Origin of the sequence: Niveibacterium sp. COAC-50, assembly GCF_013184235.1 — a bacterium.
Taxonomy (GTDB): Bacteria; Pseudomonadota; Gammaproteobacteria; order Burkholderiales; family Rhodocyclaceae; genus Niveibacterium; species Niveibacterium microcysteis.
In genome coordinates, this window is the sequence record NZ_JABCJM010000001.1 from 924,574 (window position 1) to 940,094 (window position 15,521).

Annotated in this window: 13 protein-coding genes; 5 read left to right on the forward strand and 8 right to left on the reverse strand. The window is 64.4% G+C overall.

Going from position 1 to position 15,521, the window contains the following annotated elements:
• Window positions 1–37 precede the first annotated feature (37 nt).
• Window positions 38–820, forward strand: coding sequence for a phosphate ABC transporter ATP-binding protein PstB (gene pstB, locus HH302_RS04135; protein WP_172198591.1), 783 nt, complete (start codon window positions 38–40; stop codon window positions 818–820).
• Window positions 821–884: 64 nt separating this feature from the next.
• Here pstB and HH302_RS04140 read toward each other — a convergent pair whose 3' ends face one another.
• The 5 genes from HH302_RS04140 to HH302_RS04160 form a co-directional block, all read right to left on the reverse strand.
• Entirely contained in the window at window positions 885–1,661 is a 777-nt protein-coding gene (locus HH302_RS04140) for a ferredoxin--NADP reductase (RefSeq protein ID WP_172198595.1), read from the reverse strand.
• A 56-nt stretch (window positions 1,662–1,717) separates the two neighbouring features.
• Complete coding sequence (locus HH302_RS04145; protein ID WP_172198598.1) at window positions 1,718–1,966, reverse strand: thioredoxin family protein; 249 nt, start codon at window positions 1,964–1,966, stop codon at window positions 1,718–1,720.
• Window positions 1,967–1,981: 15 nt separating this feature from the next.
• The gene (locus tag HH302_RS04150) at window positions 1,982–3,037 is read right to left on the reverse strand and encodes a permease (RefSeq protein ID WP_172198600.1); all 1,056 of its coding nucleotides are present in this window, start codon (window positions 3,035–3,037) and stop codon (window positions 1,982–1,984) included.
• Between the two features lie 80 nt (window positions 3,038–3,117).
• On the reverse strand, window positions 3,118–3,642 hold the full coding sequence (locus HH302_RS04155; RefSeq protein ID WP_172198602.1) for a sigma-70 family RNA polymerase sigma factor: 525 nt from the start codon (window positions 3,640–3,642) through the stop codon (window positions 3,118–3,120).
• 54 nt (window positions 3,643–3,696) lie between these two features.
• A complete protein-coding gene (locus HH302_RS04160) occupies window positions 3,697–6,192 on the reverse strand; it encodes an FAD-dependent oxidoreductase (RefSeq protein ID WP_172198605.1) in 2,496 nt (831 codons plus the stop codon).
• Between the two features lie 194 nt (window positions 6,193–6,386).
• Here HH302_RS04160 and ccoG point away from each other — a divergent pair, with 194 nt between their 5' ends.
• On the forward strand, window positions 6,387–7,814 hold the full coding sequence (ccoG, locus tag HH302_RS04165; protein ID WP_172198607.1) for a cytochrome c oxidase accessory protein CcoG: 1,428 nt from the start codon (window positions 6,387–6,389) through the stop codon (window positions 7,812–7,814).
• 28 nt (window positions 7,815–7,842) lie between these two features.
• On the forward strand, window positions 7,843–7,986 hold the full coding sequence (locus HH302_RS04170; RefSeq protein WP_172198609.1) for a DUF3149 domain-containing protein: 144 nt from the start codon (window positions 7,843–7,845) through the stop codon (window positions 7,984–7,986).
• Window positions 7,987–8,039: 53 nt separating this feature from the next.
• Here HH302_RS04170 and HH302_RS04175 read toward each other — a convergent pair whose 3' ends face one another.
• The 3 genes from HH302_RS04175 to HH302_RS04185 form a co-directional block, all read right to left on the reverse strand.
• Window positions 8,040–9,662, reverse strand: coding sequence for a peptide chain release factor 3 (locus tag HH302_RS04175; protein WP_172198612.1), 1,623 nt, complete (start codon window positions 9,660–9,662; stop codon window positions 8,040–8,042).
• An 87-nt stretch (window positions 9,663–9,749) separates the two neighbouring features.
• Window positions 9,750–12,215, reverse strand: coding sequence for a bifunctional diguanylate cyclase/phosphodiesterase (locus tag HH302_RS04180; protein WP_172198615.1), 2,466 nt, complete (start codon window positions 12,213–12,215; stop codon window positions 9,750–9,752).
• Window positions 12,216–12,377: 162 nt separating this feature from the next.
• On the reverse strand, window positions 12,378–13,097 hold the full coding sequence (locus HH302_RS04185; RefSeq protein WP_172198618.1) for a type 1 glutamine amidotransferase: 720 nt from the start codon (window positions 13,095–13,097) through the stop codon (window positions 12,378–12,380).
• Between the two features lie 172 nt (window positions 13,098–13,269).
• Here HH302_RS04185 and speB point away from each other — a divergent pair, with 172 nt between their 5' ends.
• Window positions 13,270–14,196 carry an agmatinase gene (speB, locus tag HH302_RS04190; protein ID WP_172198623.1) on the forward strand — a complete coding sequence of 309 codons (927 nt, stop codon included), beginning with the start codon at window positions 13,270–13,272 and terminating at the stop codon, window positions 14,194–14,196.
• Window positions 14,193–15,509, forward strand: a complete 1,317-nt coding sequence (locus HH302_RS04195; protein ID WP_172198626.1) for an FAD-binding oxidoreductase — start codon at window positions 14,193–14,195, stop codon at window positions 15,507–15,509. Before speB ends, HH302_RS04195 begins: the two co-directional genes overlap by 4 nt.
• Window positions 15,510–15,521: the final 12 nt, after the last annotated feature.

Consider the following 15,521-nt stretch of genomic DNA (forward strand, 5'->3'; position numbering starts at 1 on the left):
CCGCAAACCGATATCGCGAACGAACAAAGATACTTTCATGACGACGACCAACCAGACGCTGCCGACCAAGGCTGAAACCCGCGACTTCAACTTCTACTACGGTGCGTTCCACGCGCTGAAGTCGATCAACCTGCCGGTGGTGGAAAAGCGCGTCACCGCGCTGATCGGGCCTTCCGGCTGTGGCAAATCGACGCTGCTGCGGTCTTTCAACCGCATGCATGATCTCTACCCGGGTAACCGCTATCAGGGGTCGATCGTGCTGCACCCGGACAACACCAACATCCTCGACCCGAAGGTCGACCCGATCGAAGTGCGGATGCGCATCGGCATGGTGTTCCAGAAGCCGAACCCGTTCCCGAAGTCGATCTACGAGAACGTCGCCTACGGCCTGAAGGTGCGCGGCGAGAGCAGCCGCAGCGTGCTCGACGACAAGGTCGAGAACGCGCTTCGCGGCGCCTCGTTGTGGAACGAGGTCAAGGATCGCCTGCATGCGCCGGCGACCGCACTGTCCGGCGGCCAGCAGCAGCGCCTCTGCATTGCGCGCTGTCTTGCGACCGACCCAGAACTGCTGTTGTTTGATGAGCCGACCTCGGCGCTCGATCCGATCGCTACCGCGAACATCGAAGAACTGGTGACCGAGCTGCGCGAGCGCGTGACGATCCTGATCGTCACGCACAACATGCAGCAGGCCGCCCGTGTGTCGGACTACACCGCCTACATGTACCTCGGTGAGTTGATCGAGTACGGCGTGACCGACGATGTCTTCATGCGCCCGAAGAAGAAGGCCACCGAGGACTACATCACCGGGCGTTTCGGCTGAGCAGAGTGGCTCGCCGCATCGAAAAGCGCGACCGTTTGGTCGCGCTTTTTTTATGGGGCTGCTGCTACCAGCCGTTCTCCAGCGCGATATGCGCGGGCGCACGCAGGCGGCTGAGTCGGTAGCCCATCCGCATTAGTTGTCGGTGCGTGTCTTCGACCATCGCCGGGCCGCCGCAGACCATGAAACGTGAGCGCTCTGGCGTAAGCGCCAGGCCCGCGGCCGATTCGAGCGCACCCGATGCGAGCAGCGCCGGAATGCGTTCGCGCAGGCCCGTGAAACCGGCCTCTTGGGTGACGACGGGCACGTAGGTGAAGCGGGCGCGGCGATCCTCAAACAGCGGGTGATCGGCCGCGGGCTCCAACGCATCACGGTAGGCCAGTTCGGACGATTCGCGCACGCAGTGCACCGCGACGATGTGATCGAAGCGTTGCCATGTCGTGGGGTCGCGAAGGATCGAGACGAAGGGGGCGAGGCCTGTGCCGGTTGAGAGCAACCACAGGTCGCTGCCGTCCGCGAAGCGGTCGATCGTCAGAAAACCCTGCGGGGTCGCGTCGAGCAACAAGCTGCCGCCCGGTGTGAGCGGCCAGAGTTCGTTCGAGAACGGGCCGTTCGCGATGTGGACGACGAGGAACTCAAGCTCGTCGTCCCACGCCGCTGAGCACATCGATAGCGCGCGCCACACAAAGCCGCCATCGGCGCGCTGGATGCCGACGCGTGCAAATTGCCCCGGCGTGAAGCGGTAGCCGCGTGGGCGCGTGATGCGCAAGCTGCGTTGGCGGGCACTCCAATCGCGTAGATGGGTAATCGTCTCGCGGGTGAAACGGCTGTTGTCAGAAGCCATGGCTTGAACCTCCCGAATAGTTGATTAAATTACTCGGAAAAGGTTCCAGCCGCGCTTCAGCCTCCAGCCGGGCTCTCGAACCATTGAGCTACCGTTGCCGGGGCCGGCACGCCGCCAGCGTGTACGACCTTGCCGTCGATCACCACGGCGGGCGTCCGCATGACCCCGTAAGCCATGATCTTCTGCATGTCTTCGACCTTCTCCAGCGCGATTTCCACACCGCGCTGCTGTGCGACTGATTCGACGATCTGCACCGTGTTGCGGCAGTTGGCGCAGCCGCTACCAAGCACCTTGACCTGTTTCATGAGTTCCCTCCGGATTCAGAGTACGAGGTTGAAAACGTAGCCGACCAGCAGGATGCCGGCAGCGACAACGCCTACGAAGGTGGCAATCAGCCGAGGCTTGAGTACCTTGCGCAGGATGATCATCTCGGGGGCGGATAGCGCAATCACGCTCATCATGAAAGCCAGCACGGTGCCCAGCGCCGCGCCCTTGCCGATCAGGGCTTCCACGATCGGGATGATGCCGGCCGCGTTGGTGTACATCGGCACGCCCAGCGCGACTGCGACCGGTACCGACCACCACGCGTCGCGGCCCATGATGCCGGCCATGAAGTCTTCCGGCACGTAGCCGTGGATGCCCGCGCCGAGCGCAATGCCGGCGACTACATAGGGCCAGACCTTGCCGACGATTTCCCGAACGTGGTTTCGCCCCGCGTCGAGGCGCTCGGCCCAGGCGGGGTTTGCGTCCGGTGTATTGATGGCGCCGCCTTCAATGATCGGGCGCACCCAATCCTCAAGATGGGCCTCCATGCGCAGGCGCCCGATCACCAGGCCCGCGCCAATGGCGACGGCGAGCCCCAGCACGAGGTAGAGCGCGGCCACCTTCCAGCCGAACATCCCGAACAGCAGCACCAGCGCGACTTCGTTGACCATCGGCGCCGAGACGAGGAACGAGAAGGTGACGCCGAGCGGGATGCCGGCCGACAGGAAGCCGATGAAGAGCGGCACTGCGGAGCAGGAGCAAAACGGTGTGACGATGCCGAGTGTCGCGGCCAGCACGTTGCCGACCCCTTCGCGGCGCCCGGACAACAGGGCGCGCGTGCGTTCCGGAGCGAAGAAGGTTTGCACCACGCCCATCACGAACACGATGCCTGTTAGCAGCAGCAAGACCTTGGGCGTGTCGTACAGGAAGAAGTGCAATGCCTCGCCGAGCGCGTTGCTCCGGCTCTGGCCGATCAGCGAAAGGGCGGCATCCGCGAAGTCCGTGAGCCGCCCGTAGGCCAGCCACCAGAGTGGTGCGAGCACGGCGAGCGCGACGAGCCAGCGCAGCAGCCGACGATCGTGGCGCAGAGGAGAGGGGGCAGACACCGACATGTGCGACTCCGGAAACCGCGCGGAATGGTCCGCTTACCCGGAAGACGCATCAACGCGGAAAAGGATGCAGCCTGGCGACCTCAGTCGCGCGGCACGAAGCAGCAGACCCGCCCGGCCTCGTCGAAACGCACCTGGCAGGCGGTGGCGAGCCGCGCTCGCAGGCGCTTGCGGGCACGCTGCACGCGCGACTTGGCGGCGGCGAGCGAAATGCCCAGCTCGTCTGCATACGCCTGTTGCGACACGCCGGCCAGATCGCAACGCTCGATGGCGTCTCGGTCGTCTGCGCTGAGCTCCGCCAGTACGCGCGGCAGGCAGCGTGCGAGGCTATCCACCGGCGCAGGTGCGTCGTCCGGCGCCGGCAGATCCTCAGGCAGCGGAAGCGCGGCGTGAGCGCGGCGGAAGTGGTCCGTCAGCCGGTTGCGCGTGACTTCGAACAGCCATGCGCGCCCGTTGCGCAGCGTTTCGATCTCTCCGCGATGTCGCATCGCTCGCAGGAACACGTCCTGCAGCAGGTCGTCGGCGAGCGCCGGGTCGCCGCTGTGGTGCAGCAACCAGCCGCGCAGTTCGCGCTCGTGTGCATGCCAGAGTTCGGTGAGCGTTTGCATGGGGTGTCGGTTCGAACGCGGCGCGCGGCCGCGTTCGATGAGTATGCGCCAGACTCAGATGAACAAGGTCGTACCGGACTCTGCTGCTTCACCGAGGAAGGCCGCGACGCCGCCCAGCTCGACGCCGTCGATCAGCTCTTCCTGGCGGATGCCCATGACGTCCATCGACATATTGCAGGCGATCAGCTGGGCCCCGCCGTCGACCAAGCCTTTGAGCAGTGCGGTAGGCGTTTCCACGCCCTTCCGGCGCATCACGGTGCGGATCAGCTTCGCGCCCATGCCGGCGAAGTTCATCTTCGAGATCGAGTTCAGGCGGTCGGTGCCGGCCGGCATCATCGCGCCGAACATCCTGTCCATGAAGCCCTTCTGCGTCGCCGGCGGGTCGGCGCGACGCAGCACGTTGAGCCCCCAGAAGGTGAAGAACACCGAGACCGGCTTGCCCATCGCCAGCGCGCCGTTGGCGATGATGAGGCTGGCCATGACCTTGTCGAGATCGCCGCTGAAGACGACCAGCGTGGTCTTGTCGCGCGCCGGTAGCAGTTGGGCGGCGCTGGTGGCGGGCAGGGCGGGGGTTGATTTGCCCTTGCGGATCAGCACCGTCACGAGGCCCTTTTCCGTCTCAACCGAGAGTACGTCGTTGCCAGTTTTCTTCGCCCAGGCGCGGATGTCGCGGCCAAAGGCAGGGTCGGAGGCCGTGACCTCGAGCAGCTCGCCCTCGTTCACCGCGTCGACCGCGCGGTAGGTCTTCATGATCGGGCCGGGGCACTGCATGCCGACCGCGTTGAGCGTGTGGCGGTTGCCGGCGTTGGCGACGATTGCGCAGCGGCCACCGCGCTCGGCTTCAATCTCGTCCGGGTCGCGGCGCTTGATGTCTTCGTAGTCGAAGATGTCCGGGTTCGATTGCTTGTCGATCGCCCAGGCGTAGGTCTTGTAGCCGCCGGAGAGGTTGCGCACGTCGGCGAAGCCTGCCTGCTTGAGGATGCGGTAGGCGAGGTAGCCGCGCAGGCCGATCTGGCAGAACACGATGGTCGGTTTGGCTGGATCGAGATCCGCCAGATGCTCGCGCAGGGTGTTCACGTCGATGTGGCGCGCGGCGCGGATCGTGCCGAGCTCGAACTCCTCGGCGGTGCGCACGTCGATCAGCTGCACGGTGGTCGGGTCTATGCCCTGCAGCGTGCGCCAGTCGAGCAGCTCATGCGAGCCGTTGAGTACGTTGGCAGCGACGTAGCCGGCGATGTTCACCGGATCCTTGGCCGAGCCGAAGGGCGGCGCGTAGGCGAGTTCCAGCTCGGTCAGGTCTTCCACCGTCATGCCGGCATGGATGGCGGTGGCGATCACGTCGATGCGCTTGTCGGCGCCATCCGCGCCCACCGCTTGCGCGCCGAGGATCTTGCCGTCCGGTGCATAGAGTAGCTTCAGGCTGATCTGCTTGGCGCCGGGGTAGTAGCTGGCGTGAGAACCGCCGTGGGTGATGCTGGTGCGGTAGTCGGCGCCGGCGGCGATCAGCTGCTTCTCGTTGAGGCCAGTGGAGGCGGCTGCGAGGTCGAACGCCTTGAGGATCGCCGTGCCCAGCGTGCCGCGGTAGGCGCGTTGGTTGCCATGCACCATGTTGTCCGCCGCCATGCGGCCCTGGCGGTTGGCCGGGCCGGCGAGCGGGATCAGCGCTGTACGCCCGTTGAGCGTCTGCGTCACTTCGATCGCATCGCCCACGGCGTAGATGGCCTCGTCCGAGGTCTGCAGGTATTCGTTGACCTTGATGCCGCCGGTAGCGCCGATCGCGAGCCCCGCAGCGCGTGCCAGCGTGGTCTCCGGCCGCACGCCGATCGCCAGCACCACCACATCAGCCTGCAGGCGCTTGCCGCTTTGCAGGTAGACGACGGTGTGGTCCGCCTTGTCCTCGAAGCGTTCGATCTTGTCGGCGAGGTAGAGCTCGACATTCTTGTCGCGCATGTGGGCATGCACGATCGCGGCCATTTCGTAATCGAGCGGCGCGAGGATCTGGTCCGCGCCCTCGACGAGCGTGGTGAAGAGTCCGCGTTCATGGAAGTTCTCCGCGACCTCGATGCCGATGAAGCCGCCGCCGATCACCACCGCGCGGCGCGGCTGCTCGGTCTTGATGTGTTCCATGATGCGATCGAGATCCGGGATGTTTCGCAGGCCGAACACCCGCTTCGACTCGATGCCCGGCAGCTTCGGCCGCACCGGCTCGGCGCCGGGCGAGAGCAACAGGCGGTCGTAGGGCTCGTCGTACTCCTCGCCGGTGGCGAGATTGCGCAGGCGCACGGTCTTCGCCGCACGGTCGATCGCGATTGCCTCGGTGCGACTGCGGACGTCGACGCGATAGCGCGCCTCGAACGCCTCTTCACTGGTGACCAGCAGCTGTTCGCGCTCGGCAATCGCGCCGGAGAGGTGATACGGCAGGCCACAGTTGGCGAAGCTGATGTAGGGGCCACGCTCGACCATGACGATCTGGGCGGATTCATCGTTGCGGCGAATGCGGGCGGCGGCGGTGGCGCCACCGGCGACGCCTCCGATAATGACGAACTTCATGGGGGGATCTCCAAAAATCAACAAGTGCTATATAGCCAAAAAGCGATTAAAAGAATTCTAGATCGAACGCTGTGAGCCGCACACCACGCGGGCCATAGAATTTCCAGAAAGCTTTATAGCTATTGGGCTATGTCAACATCGGCAGCTGTCGTGACCGCAAAAATCGTCAAGTCAGTCGATTCCAGCGTGTGCCCATGTCCGAAGCCAAGCCCGTCGCCATCCCCGTCAAACCGGTCAAAGCCACCGATGAAGTCGCCTTGTACGAGGTGCGCCGCAAGGTCTATCCGCGTGCAGTGAGCGGCATCTTCGCGCGCTGGCGCTGGGCGATGGTGTGGTTCACGCAGCTCTTGTTCTATGGCCTGGCGTGGGTGCAATGGAACGATCGTCAGGCGCTGCTGTTTCACCTGACGGAACGGAAGTTCTATCTGTTTGGCTGGGTCTTCTGGCCGCAGGACGTGTTCTATCTGACCGTGCTGCTGATCATCTGCGCCTACTCGCTGTTCTTGTTCACCGCAGTGGCGGGGCGCCTATGGTGTGGCTATGCCTGCCCGCAGACGGTCTACACCGAGATCTTCCTTTGGATCGAGCGGAAGATCGAAGGTGACCGCGCCAAACGGATGAAGCTGGACAACGCGGCGCCCAGCTTCGCGAAGTTCGCCACCAAGGCAGCCAAGTACGGGGCCTGGGGCGCATTGGCCTTGTGGACCGGCATTACCTTCGTTGGCTACTTCTCGCCGATCCGCGAGCTACTCCCGACCATCGCCCGCTTTGAGCTGGGCGGCTGGGAGCTTTTCTGGATCTGCTTCTACGGCGGCTTCACCTACCTGATGGCCGGTGTGATGCGCGAGCAGGTGTGCAAGTACATGTGCCCCTATGCGCGTTTCCAGGGCGTGATGTTCGACCCGGACACCCTGGTCATCACCTACGACCCGGAGCGTGGCGAACCACGCGGGGCGAGGCGAAAAAACAGCGGCAAGCAAACCGAACAGAAACTGGGCGATTGCGTCGACTGCGGTATCTGCGTGCAGGTGTGTCCCACCGGCATCGATATCCGTGACGGTCTGCAGTACGAATGCATTGGCTGCGCTGCCTGTATCGATGCCTGCGATCAGGTGATGGACAAGGTCGGCTCGCCGCATGGGCTGATCCGCTACACCACAGAGAATGCGATGAAGCAGCACTGGGGCATGCGTGATGTGCTGCGCCATGTGATCCGGCCGCGGGTGCTGGTGTACCTGTCGGTGCTGCTCGCCATCATCGTTGCAGGCGGCTGGTCGCTTGCCCACCGCGACACCCTGCGTGTGGACGTGATCCGCGACCGCACGACGCTGTCACGCGAGGTCGAAGGCGGCCTGATCGAGAACATCTACACCTTGCAGATGATGAACATGGCCGAGACCGCGCGGCATATCCACGTGGGCGTCTCCGGGCTGGATGGCGTGACGCTGGTCGAAGCGCCGGACTTCGAGCTGCCGCCTGCCGGGAACAAGGGCTTCACGATTCATGTACGGGTGCCGGCGGATTCGGCTCCCAAGGGTTCGCACAAGATCGTTTTCGACATCCGCAGCGATGGGGCCGAGGCCGCGCGATTGAGCGAAAAGGCCAGCTTCATGATGCCCTGAGGCTGCATCTTCTGACGGGGGACTCACCATGGCACTCGAAATCCTGTTTGGCAGCGACATCGGCTTGCTCAGCCTCTTCACCATCGTCTTCGTACTGGGCATGGGCGGCTATATCTGGCACTTCGCCCGCAAGCACATGAAGGACGAGGAAGAGCACCTGCACTCTCATTGACCAAATAAAAACGGAGGCCTCGGCCTCCGTTTCTTTCTGAGCGTGCGTGAAGGTCAGCCGCCCATGCGCGACTGGAAGACCAGCCCCGCGTGCTCGCGCAGCGCGTGGAACTTGACCTCGGGGTAGCGTTCGCCGGCCACCTGCAGCTCGGCGCTGTGGCTGGCGAGGAAGGTCGGCGCATCGACCACGTCGTAGGCGATGCGGTGCGCGTTGGCGTCGATGAAGCGCTTGAGGATGTTCGGGTCTTCGCAGGTGACCCAGCGCGCGAGGCGGTAGTTGGTGCTGCCAAGACGCGCCTCGACGCCGTACTCGGTCTTCAGGCGGTGCTGCACCACTTCAAACTGCAGCGTGCCGACCGCGCCGAGCAGGATCATCGTGCCCGCTTGCGGGCGGAAGACCTGGATCGCGCCTTCTTCGCCGAGCTGTGCAAGGCCTGTGCGCAGTTGTTTGGTGCGCAGCGGGTCTTTCACTTCGACGGTCTGGAAGAGCTCCGGTGCGAAGAAAGGCAGGCCGGTGAATTGCAGCACTTCGCCTTCGGTCAGCGTGTCGCCCAGTTGCAGCAGGCCGTGGTTCGGGATGCCGATGATGTCGCCGGGGAAGGCCTCGTCCACGATCTCGCGGCTTTGCGACAGGAAGCTCACCACGTTGTTGGTGCGCAGTTCCTTGCCGTTGCGCGAGATCTTCAGCTTCATGCCGCGGTCGAAACGGCCGGAGCAGATGCGCACGAAGGCGACGCGGTCGCGGTGTGCCGGGTCCATGTTGGCCTGGATCTTGAACACCACGCCGGAGAATTTCGGCTCGTCGACATGCACGTAGCGCTGGATCGCAGTACGGTCGCCCGGGGGTGGTGCCATGTCGACCAGCGCGTCGAGCACTTCCTGCACGCCGAAGTTGTTGATCGCCGAGCCGAAGAACACCGGCGTCTGCTTGCCGGCGAGGAAGGCTTCGCGGTCGAAGGCGGGCGCGGCCATTTCGACCAGTTCGATGTCGTGCTGGGCATGCTCCCAGCGGGTGTCGAAGCGGGCAGCGATTTCCGGGTTGTCGCGGCCGTCGATGGATTCTTCCTCGCCCGACACACGCTCTTCGCCAGCGCGGAACACCCGCATGCGGTTCTTCGGCATGTCGAACACGCCGGCGAATCCCTTGCCCATGCCGACCGGCCAGGTGAAGGGCACGGCCGGCATGCCCAGCGTGCGCTCGATCTCGTCGATCAGCGACAGCGGTTCCTGCACTTCGCGGTCGAACTTGTTGATGAAAGTGATGATCGGCGTGTTGCGCGCGCGGCAGACCTCGAGCAGGCGCAGCGTCTGCGACTCCACGCCGTTGGCGCCGTCGATCACCATCAGCGCCGCATCCACGGCGGTCAGCACGCGGTAGGTGTCTTCCGAGAAGTCCTGGTGGCCCGGGGTGTCGAGCAGGTTGATGACGCAGTCGCGGTACTCCATCTGCATCACCGACGAGGCGACCGAGATGCCGCGCTGCTTTTCGATCTCCATCCAGTCCGAGGTGGCGTGGCGGCTGGCTTTGCGTGCCTTGACGGAGCCGGCGATGTGGATCGCGCCCGCGAACAGCAGCAGCTTTTCCGTCAGCGTGGTCTTACCCGCGTCAGGGTGGGAGATGATGGCAAAGGTGCGGCGTCGGGCGACTTCGCGCTCGATCGGGGAAACGTCGGACATTTTTGAACCCGCAGGCGGGCGCGTGGCGCCCGTGAGATGACGTAAAGCGTTGAATTATCGCACGTAAGCCGACCGCGGCGCTCGGCTTCAGGCAGCGTGTTGCGTGCCGCCCGCGACGATGCCCGCGTGCAACAGTGTGGAAACCTCGGCCACCGGCATAGGGCGGGCGAAGTAGAAGCCCTGCGCGGAGTGGCAGCCTTCCATCGTCAGGAAGTCCAGTTGCGAGGGTGTCTCGACCCCTTCGGCGATCACGTCGAGCTTCAGGCTGCGTCCGAGCTGCACGATTGCACGGACGATTGCCGCATCGTCCGGATCGTCCGCCACGTCATTGACGAAGCTGCGGTCGATCTTCAGCCGGTCAACCGGGAAACGCTTCAGGTAGGAGAGGCTCGAATAGCCGGTGCCGAAGTCGTCGATCGAGAGCTTCACGCCGAGCGCCTTCAGATCGTTCATCGTGCGCAAAACCTCCTCGGCGTTGTGCATCAAGAGCGATTCGGTCAATTCAAGTTCGAGCATGCCTGGCGGGATGCCATGACGGTCCAGCGCGGCTCGCACCTTGCCAACAATGTCGGTGCGGCGGAATTGCAGCGCCGAGATATTCACCGCTACGGTGAGTGTGTCGATACCTTCGTCGCGCCAGCGCCGCGCCTGCGCGCAGGCTTCGCCGAGCACCCACTCGCCGATCGGCACGATCAGGCCGCTTTCTTCCGCCACCGGGATGAAACGTGCCGGCGAGACGTTACCCAGGACCGGGTTGCTCCAGCGGAGCAGGGCTTCCACACCCAGCAAGCGCGTTGTCGTCAGCTCGACCTGTGGTTGGTAGTGCAGTGAGAGTTCGCCGAACTCGAGCGCCTGGCGCAGCGCGTTTTCCATGCGCAGGCGATCGATGGCCGAAAGGTTCATGGCTTCTGTGAAGAAGCGGAATGCGTTACGGCCCGAATCCTTGGCGTGGTACATCGCCGAGTCGGCGTTCTTCAGCAGGGAGTCGACGTCGACGCCGTCTTCCGGGTAAAGCGCGATGCCGATGCTGGCGCCGGTGGACAAGGTTTGCGCCTGCACGTCGAGCGGCAGTGAAAGCTTGTCGACGATCTTGCGCGCAACGATGCCGACATCCTGCTCGTTCTCCACGCACTCAAGGACGATGAGGAACTCGTCGCCGCCGAGCCGCGCCACGGTGTCGGTGTCGCGCACGCAAGTGCGCAAACGCGCCGCGACCGCGCGCAGCACCTGGTCGCCGAAGGCGTGACCAAGCGAATCGTTGATGTTCTTGAAGCGATCCAGGTCGAGGAACATCAGCGCCGCCCGCTTGCCGGCACGCAGTGCACGCGCCATCGCTTGTTGCAGTCGGTCGCGCAGCAGCGTGCGGTTGGGTAGGTCGGTCAGCGGGTCGTGGTGTGCAAGCCATTCAAAGCGGGCCTTGCTGGCGCGCTGTTCGGTGACATCCTCGATCGCGCAGATCAATTGTTCCGGCGCGCCGCTCGTGTTGCGCATCATCGACACGGTGGCGCTGACCCACAGCTCGTGGCCGTACTTGTGCTGCAGCCGTGCCTCGAGGCTGAAAGACTGTTGTGCGCCGCTCAGGCACGCTTCCACTTCGGTGCGATAGGCGTCTCGCGCGCCGTTCTCGGTCAGTGCGGCGAAGCTGGTGGCCAACAAGTCGACCGCGCCGTAGCCGGTGATGGCGCAGAAACGCGGATTGACCTGGAGGATCCGGCCATCGAGCGCGAGTATCGCGATGCCGACTGGCGCATTTTCAACGGTCAGGCGGAACCGCGCCTCGCTGTCACGTAAGGCTGCTTCGGCCCGCTTGATGTCGGTCAGGTCGACATCGATGCAGTACATCTCCGGCTCGCCATAGCGGTTGTGCGTCATGACGTGGCTTGAGAACACCGATACCAGCGAGCCGTCCTTGCGCTGCAGATCGAGCTCGCCGGCCGGAATTGGTTCTCCGGTGCGCAACCAGTGCGTGTGCAGTCGCACCACCTCGTCACGCATCGGTTCGGGGATGATCAGCTCTTCCAGCAAGCGCCCACGCACTTCGCTCGCGCTGTAGCCGTACAGGCGTTCGCTCGCGCTGTTCCAGAACACCACGCGTCGTTGCGGGTCGTAGCCCTGGACGGAGATGTTCGGCACCTGTTCCATGACCGCGCGGAAGCGATGCTCGCTGTCGGTCAGGGCATGGTTCAGCGCGCGATCGCTGGTGACGTCGATCATCACGCCGGAAAGGCCGATCGCGTTGCCATCCTCGTCGAAGCGCACAACGACCAGGTCGCGGACGAACACCGCATGGCCGCCGGCGTGCACCATGCGGTATTCGATCTCGTAACGGTCGCTCTCGGCCGCGTGTGCCGCATCGAATGCCAGCGCGAAGCCGCGATCGTCCTGATGCAGATGGGCCTGCCAGAATCCAGGCGTGTACCACTCATCCTTCGCGTAACCCAGCAGGGTTTCCGCGTAGGGCGAGACGAAGCGGAACCGCCTTCCCGGCAGGTCCGCTTCCCACATCACCAGGTCCAGCCCCGCTGCGAGCGCAGCGAAGCGATCGTCATTCATGCTTGGGCGCTCCAGCCTCTGTTCGGCGGCCGGGCAAGCTTCCCGGCCCCGCGTCGTATCCGTGTGCCTTGCAGGCTATCGTTGACTTTGGCTACCAAAAGCCAAGCTGATTCGAGCGTTATCGGCGCGCCGCGGAAAACCTTGAGGGCCGGGTGTCACCTTTCAGGTGCCGCGCAAACCGCGCGCCCAGCGCCGGTAGATCGCGTCGGCCACACGCTGGCTCTGTGGCAGCAGGCTAGGTGTCCGTGAGCGGATGTCGGCGACGGACTGGACGCCTGGCGATTGACTTGCCGCGATTTCGGCACGGCCCTCGGTGCTGGTGGTCCAGTCTGTGATCTTGTCGGCGGTGATTTCGCAATGAAATTGCATCGCCAGATGCAGCGAGCCGACGCTGAAAGCCTGATGGCGGCAGTGTTCGCTGCTCGCAAGCAGTTGCGCGCCGGCTGGCAGATCGAAGCTGTCGCCGTGCCACTGGAAGATCGGGAAGCGCTCGGCGCCAAACCAGGTGTTCGCGTTGGTCGCGGGATGCGTCGCGATATCGACCCAGCCGATTTCGGCGTGCGGGGCGCGCCGGATCGTTGCTCCGCACGCGCTGGCGAGCAGCTGCCCGCCGAGGCAGTGGCCGAGAACCGGCACGTCAGCGACCATCGCGGCGCGGATCAGGTGCTCGGTCGCGCGCAGGTGGGGGAGCGGATCGTTCACGCTCATCGGGCCGCCGAGCACGCAGAGGCCGGCAAAGCCCGCTACCTGTTCCGGAACTGCATCGCCAGCCCAGATCCGGATGATCTGCAGCGTGTGGTTGTGGCGATCGGCCCAATCCGCGAAGTGGCCGGGGCCATCGTTGGGCACGTTCTGAATGACTGCGATGGGCAAGCGGGCCATGGGTATTTGAAACCTTGCGAGGACGATTGTGCGCGGCTAGACGGGCTACCGGCCTGGATTTTCAAATGGTACTATCGCAACACTAAAACGACGACGTCAAGAGTGCCAATTTGGTGCGTCGGCATCATTGTGGTGCCGAGTCGTCGGTTTGACTTCGCGCCCTGGAGGTTTGATGAGCGATCACGCCTTTCCGTACCTTTCCGCCAGCACCTTCTTGCTGGCGCCTACCCGACAACAGGCCCCGGATCGGCCGTTCTGCGTGGCCGGTGTCGCGTGGGATGGTTCGGTGACGAATCGGCCAGGTGCGCGTTTTGGCCCCTCAGCGATCCGGCGCGCGAGCCAGATGCTGTGCGATGCGGAGCATCCGGTGTTCAACCGCACGCCGCACGGGCAGGTCTGTGACGCGGGCGATCTGATGCTGCCCAACACCAGTCTTGAGACCATGCGCGCGGCGCTGCAGCCGCAAGCGGAGGCCTTGATTGTCGCGCATCGCATGGCGTGGATCGGAGGTGACCATTCGATCACGCTGCCGCTGCTGCGAGCCTACCGAAAGGTCCTTGGGCGCCCGCTGGCACTGGTGCATTTCGATGCGCACTGCGACACCTGGACCGACCACTTTGGCGAGCCCTCCGGTCACGGCACCTGGACCTACGAGGCCTTGCAGGAAGGGCTCGTGATTCCGGAGGCGACGGTGCAGATCGGTATCCGCTCTTCCGGCCAGCGTGAGGCGCGCGAGTATGTGAATACCGTTGGCGGCAGGGTCTTCACGGCGCGTGAGTTACGTGGCGCCGAGAGTCCGTCGCAATTGGCCTTCGTGATCGACGAGATCCGACGGCGCGTGGCGGCGGCCGGCAATCCGCCGCTTTACCTGTCGCTCGACATTGATTGCCTTGATCCGGCGTTTGCGCCGGGCACCGGCACCCCGGAGCCTGGTGGCATGACCTCGGCGCAGGTGCTGACGATTCTGGAGGAGACCGCCGACCTGCCTTGGGTGGGCATGGACTGCGTGGAAGTCGCGCCGCCCTACGATGTTTCCGAGCTCACCACCAACGCGGCATCCACCTTCCTATGGACCTGGCTCGCGGGACAAGCCCGATGAATACGCTGAACCAAAAATTGTCTGACGATCCGCGCGAACGCTCGCTGACCTCCAATTCCTACTACCTGGCGAGCGCGCCCTCGGTGGGGGCGTGGCCGGCGCTGGCCGGGTCGGCCGACTGCGATGTATGCGTGGTTGGCGGTGGCTTTGCCGGTTTGTCTGCGGCGATCGAACTGGCGCGGCGCGGTTTCAGCGTCACCGTGCTTGAAGCGGAGCAGGTGGGCTGGGGGGCATCCGGGCGTAACGGAGGCCAGGCGATCGTCGGTCACGCATCGGACGCACCGATCGAGAACCAGCTTGGCGACGATGCGGCGCGGCAGGCCTGGGCGGTGACGGTGGAAGGCTTGAACCTGATCCGCGAGCGGATTGCGGAGTTCAACATCGATTGCGACTTCGTGCCCGGCTACAAGTACCTCGCTGTGAATGAACGCAAGGCGCGGGCTCTGCACGAGTGGTTCGAGCATGTGACGCACTTCTACAAGCACCCTTACTGGCGCTGGGTCGGGCGCAACGAAATAGGCGAGCACATCGCCAGTCCGCGCTTTCATTCGGGCCTGCATGACACGCTGTCGGGCCATCTGCATCCGCTCAAATACTGCCGGGGCCTGGCCCGCGCTGCCGCGAGCCTGGGCGTGCAGATCCATGAGAACAGCCGGGCGGTTGCGATCGAACGGGGCGAGCGCCCACTGCTCAAGACGGCTGCCGGCCAGGTGCGCGCGCGTTTCGTGGTGCTGGCGGGTAATTCATACCTTGGCGGTTTGGTGCCGGAACTGCAGCCGCGAATCATGCCGGTGGGCACCTATGTAGTGGCGTCTGAGCCGCTCAAACCTGAACTGGCGGATTCGCTGATCCGCGAGCGGGCTGCGGTGTGCGATTCCAATTTCGTGCTCGACTACTTCCGCGTGTCGCCCGATCACCGAGTGATCTTCGGTGGGCGCGTCAGCTATAGCGGCATGACGCCGCCGAACCTGGCTGTCGGCATGAAGCAGCGCATGCTCAAAACCTTCCCGCAACTGGGCGAGGTGGTGAAGGTGGATTACGCCTGGGGTGGCTTTGTCGATATCTCGATGAACCGCGCACCCGATTTCGGCCGGCTCACGCCTAACATCTACTACCTGCAGGGCTTTTCGGGTCACGGCCTGTCGCTCACCGGCATGGCGGGGCGCCTGGTGGCGGAAGCCATTGCGGGGCAGGCCGGGCGTTTCGACATTTACGCGCGTCTGCGCCATTTGCCGTTTCCCGGGGGGGCGCTGCTGCGCACGCCGGCCCTGGTGCTGGGGATGGCCTGGTATCGCCTGCGCGACCTTCTCTGACAGGGAGCGATG

Bases quoted from the DNA above. Each gene is read 5' to 3' on its own strand.
- pstB (WP_172198591.1), top strand. From the start codon at position 38: ATGACGACGACCAACCAGACGCTGCCGACCAAGGCTGAAACCCGCGAC.
- HH302_RS04140 (WP_172198595.1), bottom strand. From the start codon at position 1,661: ATGGCTTCTGACAACAGCCGTTTCACCCGCGAGACGATTACCCATCTA.
- HH302_RS04145 (WP_172198598.1), bottom strand. From the start codon at position 1,966: ATGAAACAGGTCAAGGTGCTTGGTAGCGGCTGCGCCAACTGCCGCAAC.
- HH302_RS04150 (WP_172198600.1), bottom strand. From the start codon at position 3,037: ATGTCGGTGTCTGCCCCCTCTCCTCTGCGCCACGATCGTCGGCTGCTG.
- HH302_RS04155 (WP_172198602.1), bottom strand. From the start codon at position 3,642: ATGCAAACGCTCACCGAACTCTGGCATGCACACGAGCGCGAACTGCGC.
- HH302_RS04160 (WP_172198605.1), bottom strand. From the start codon at position 6,192: ATGAAGTTCGTCATTATCGGAGGCGTCGCCGGTGGCGCCACCGCCGCC.
- ccoG (WP_172198607.1), top strand. From the start codon at position 6,387: ATGTCCGAAGCCAAGCCCGTCGCCATCCCCGTCAAACCGGTCAAAGCC.
- HH302_RS04170 (WP_172198609.1), top strand. From the start codon at position 7,843: ATGGCACTCGAAATCCTGTTTGGCAGCGACATCGGCTTGCTCAGCCTC.
- HH302_RS04175 (WP_172198612.1), bottom strand. From the start codon at position 9,662: ATGTCCGACGTTTCCCCGATCGAGCGCGAAGTCGCCCGACGCCGCACC.
- HH302_RS04180 (WP_172198615.1), bottom strand. From the start codon at position 12,215: ATGAATGACGATCGCTTCGCTGCGCTCGCAGCGGGGCTGGACCTGGTG.
- HH302_RS04185 (WP_172198618.1), bottom strand. From the start codon at position 13,097: ATGGCCCGCTTGCCCATCGCAGTCATTCAGAACGTGCCCAACGATGGC.
- speB (WP_172198623.1), top strand. From the start codon at position 13,270: ATGAGCGATCACGCCTTTCCGTACCTTTCCGCCAGCACCTTCTTGCTG.
- HH302_RS04195 (WP_172198626.1), top strand. From the start codon at position 14,193: ATGAATACGCTGAACCAAAAATTGTCTGACGATCCGCGCGAACGCTCG.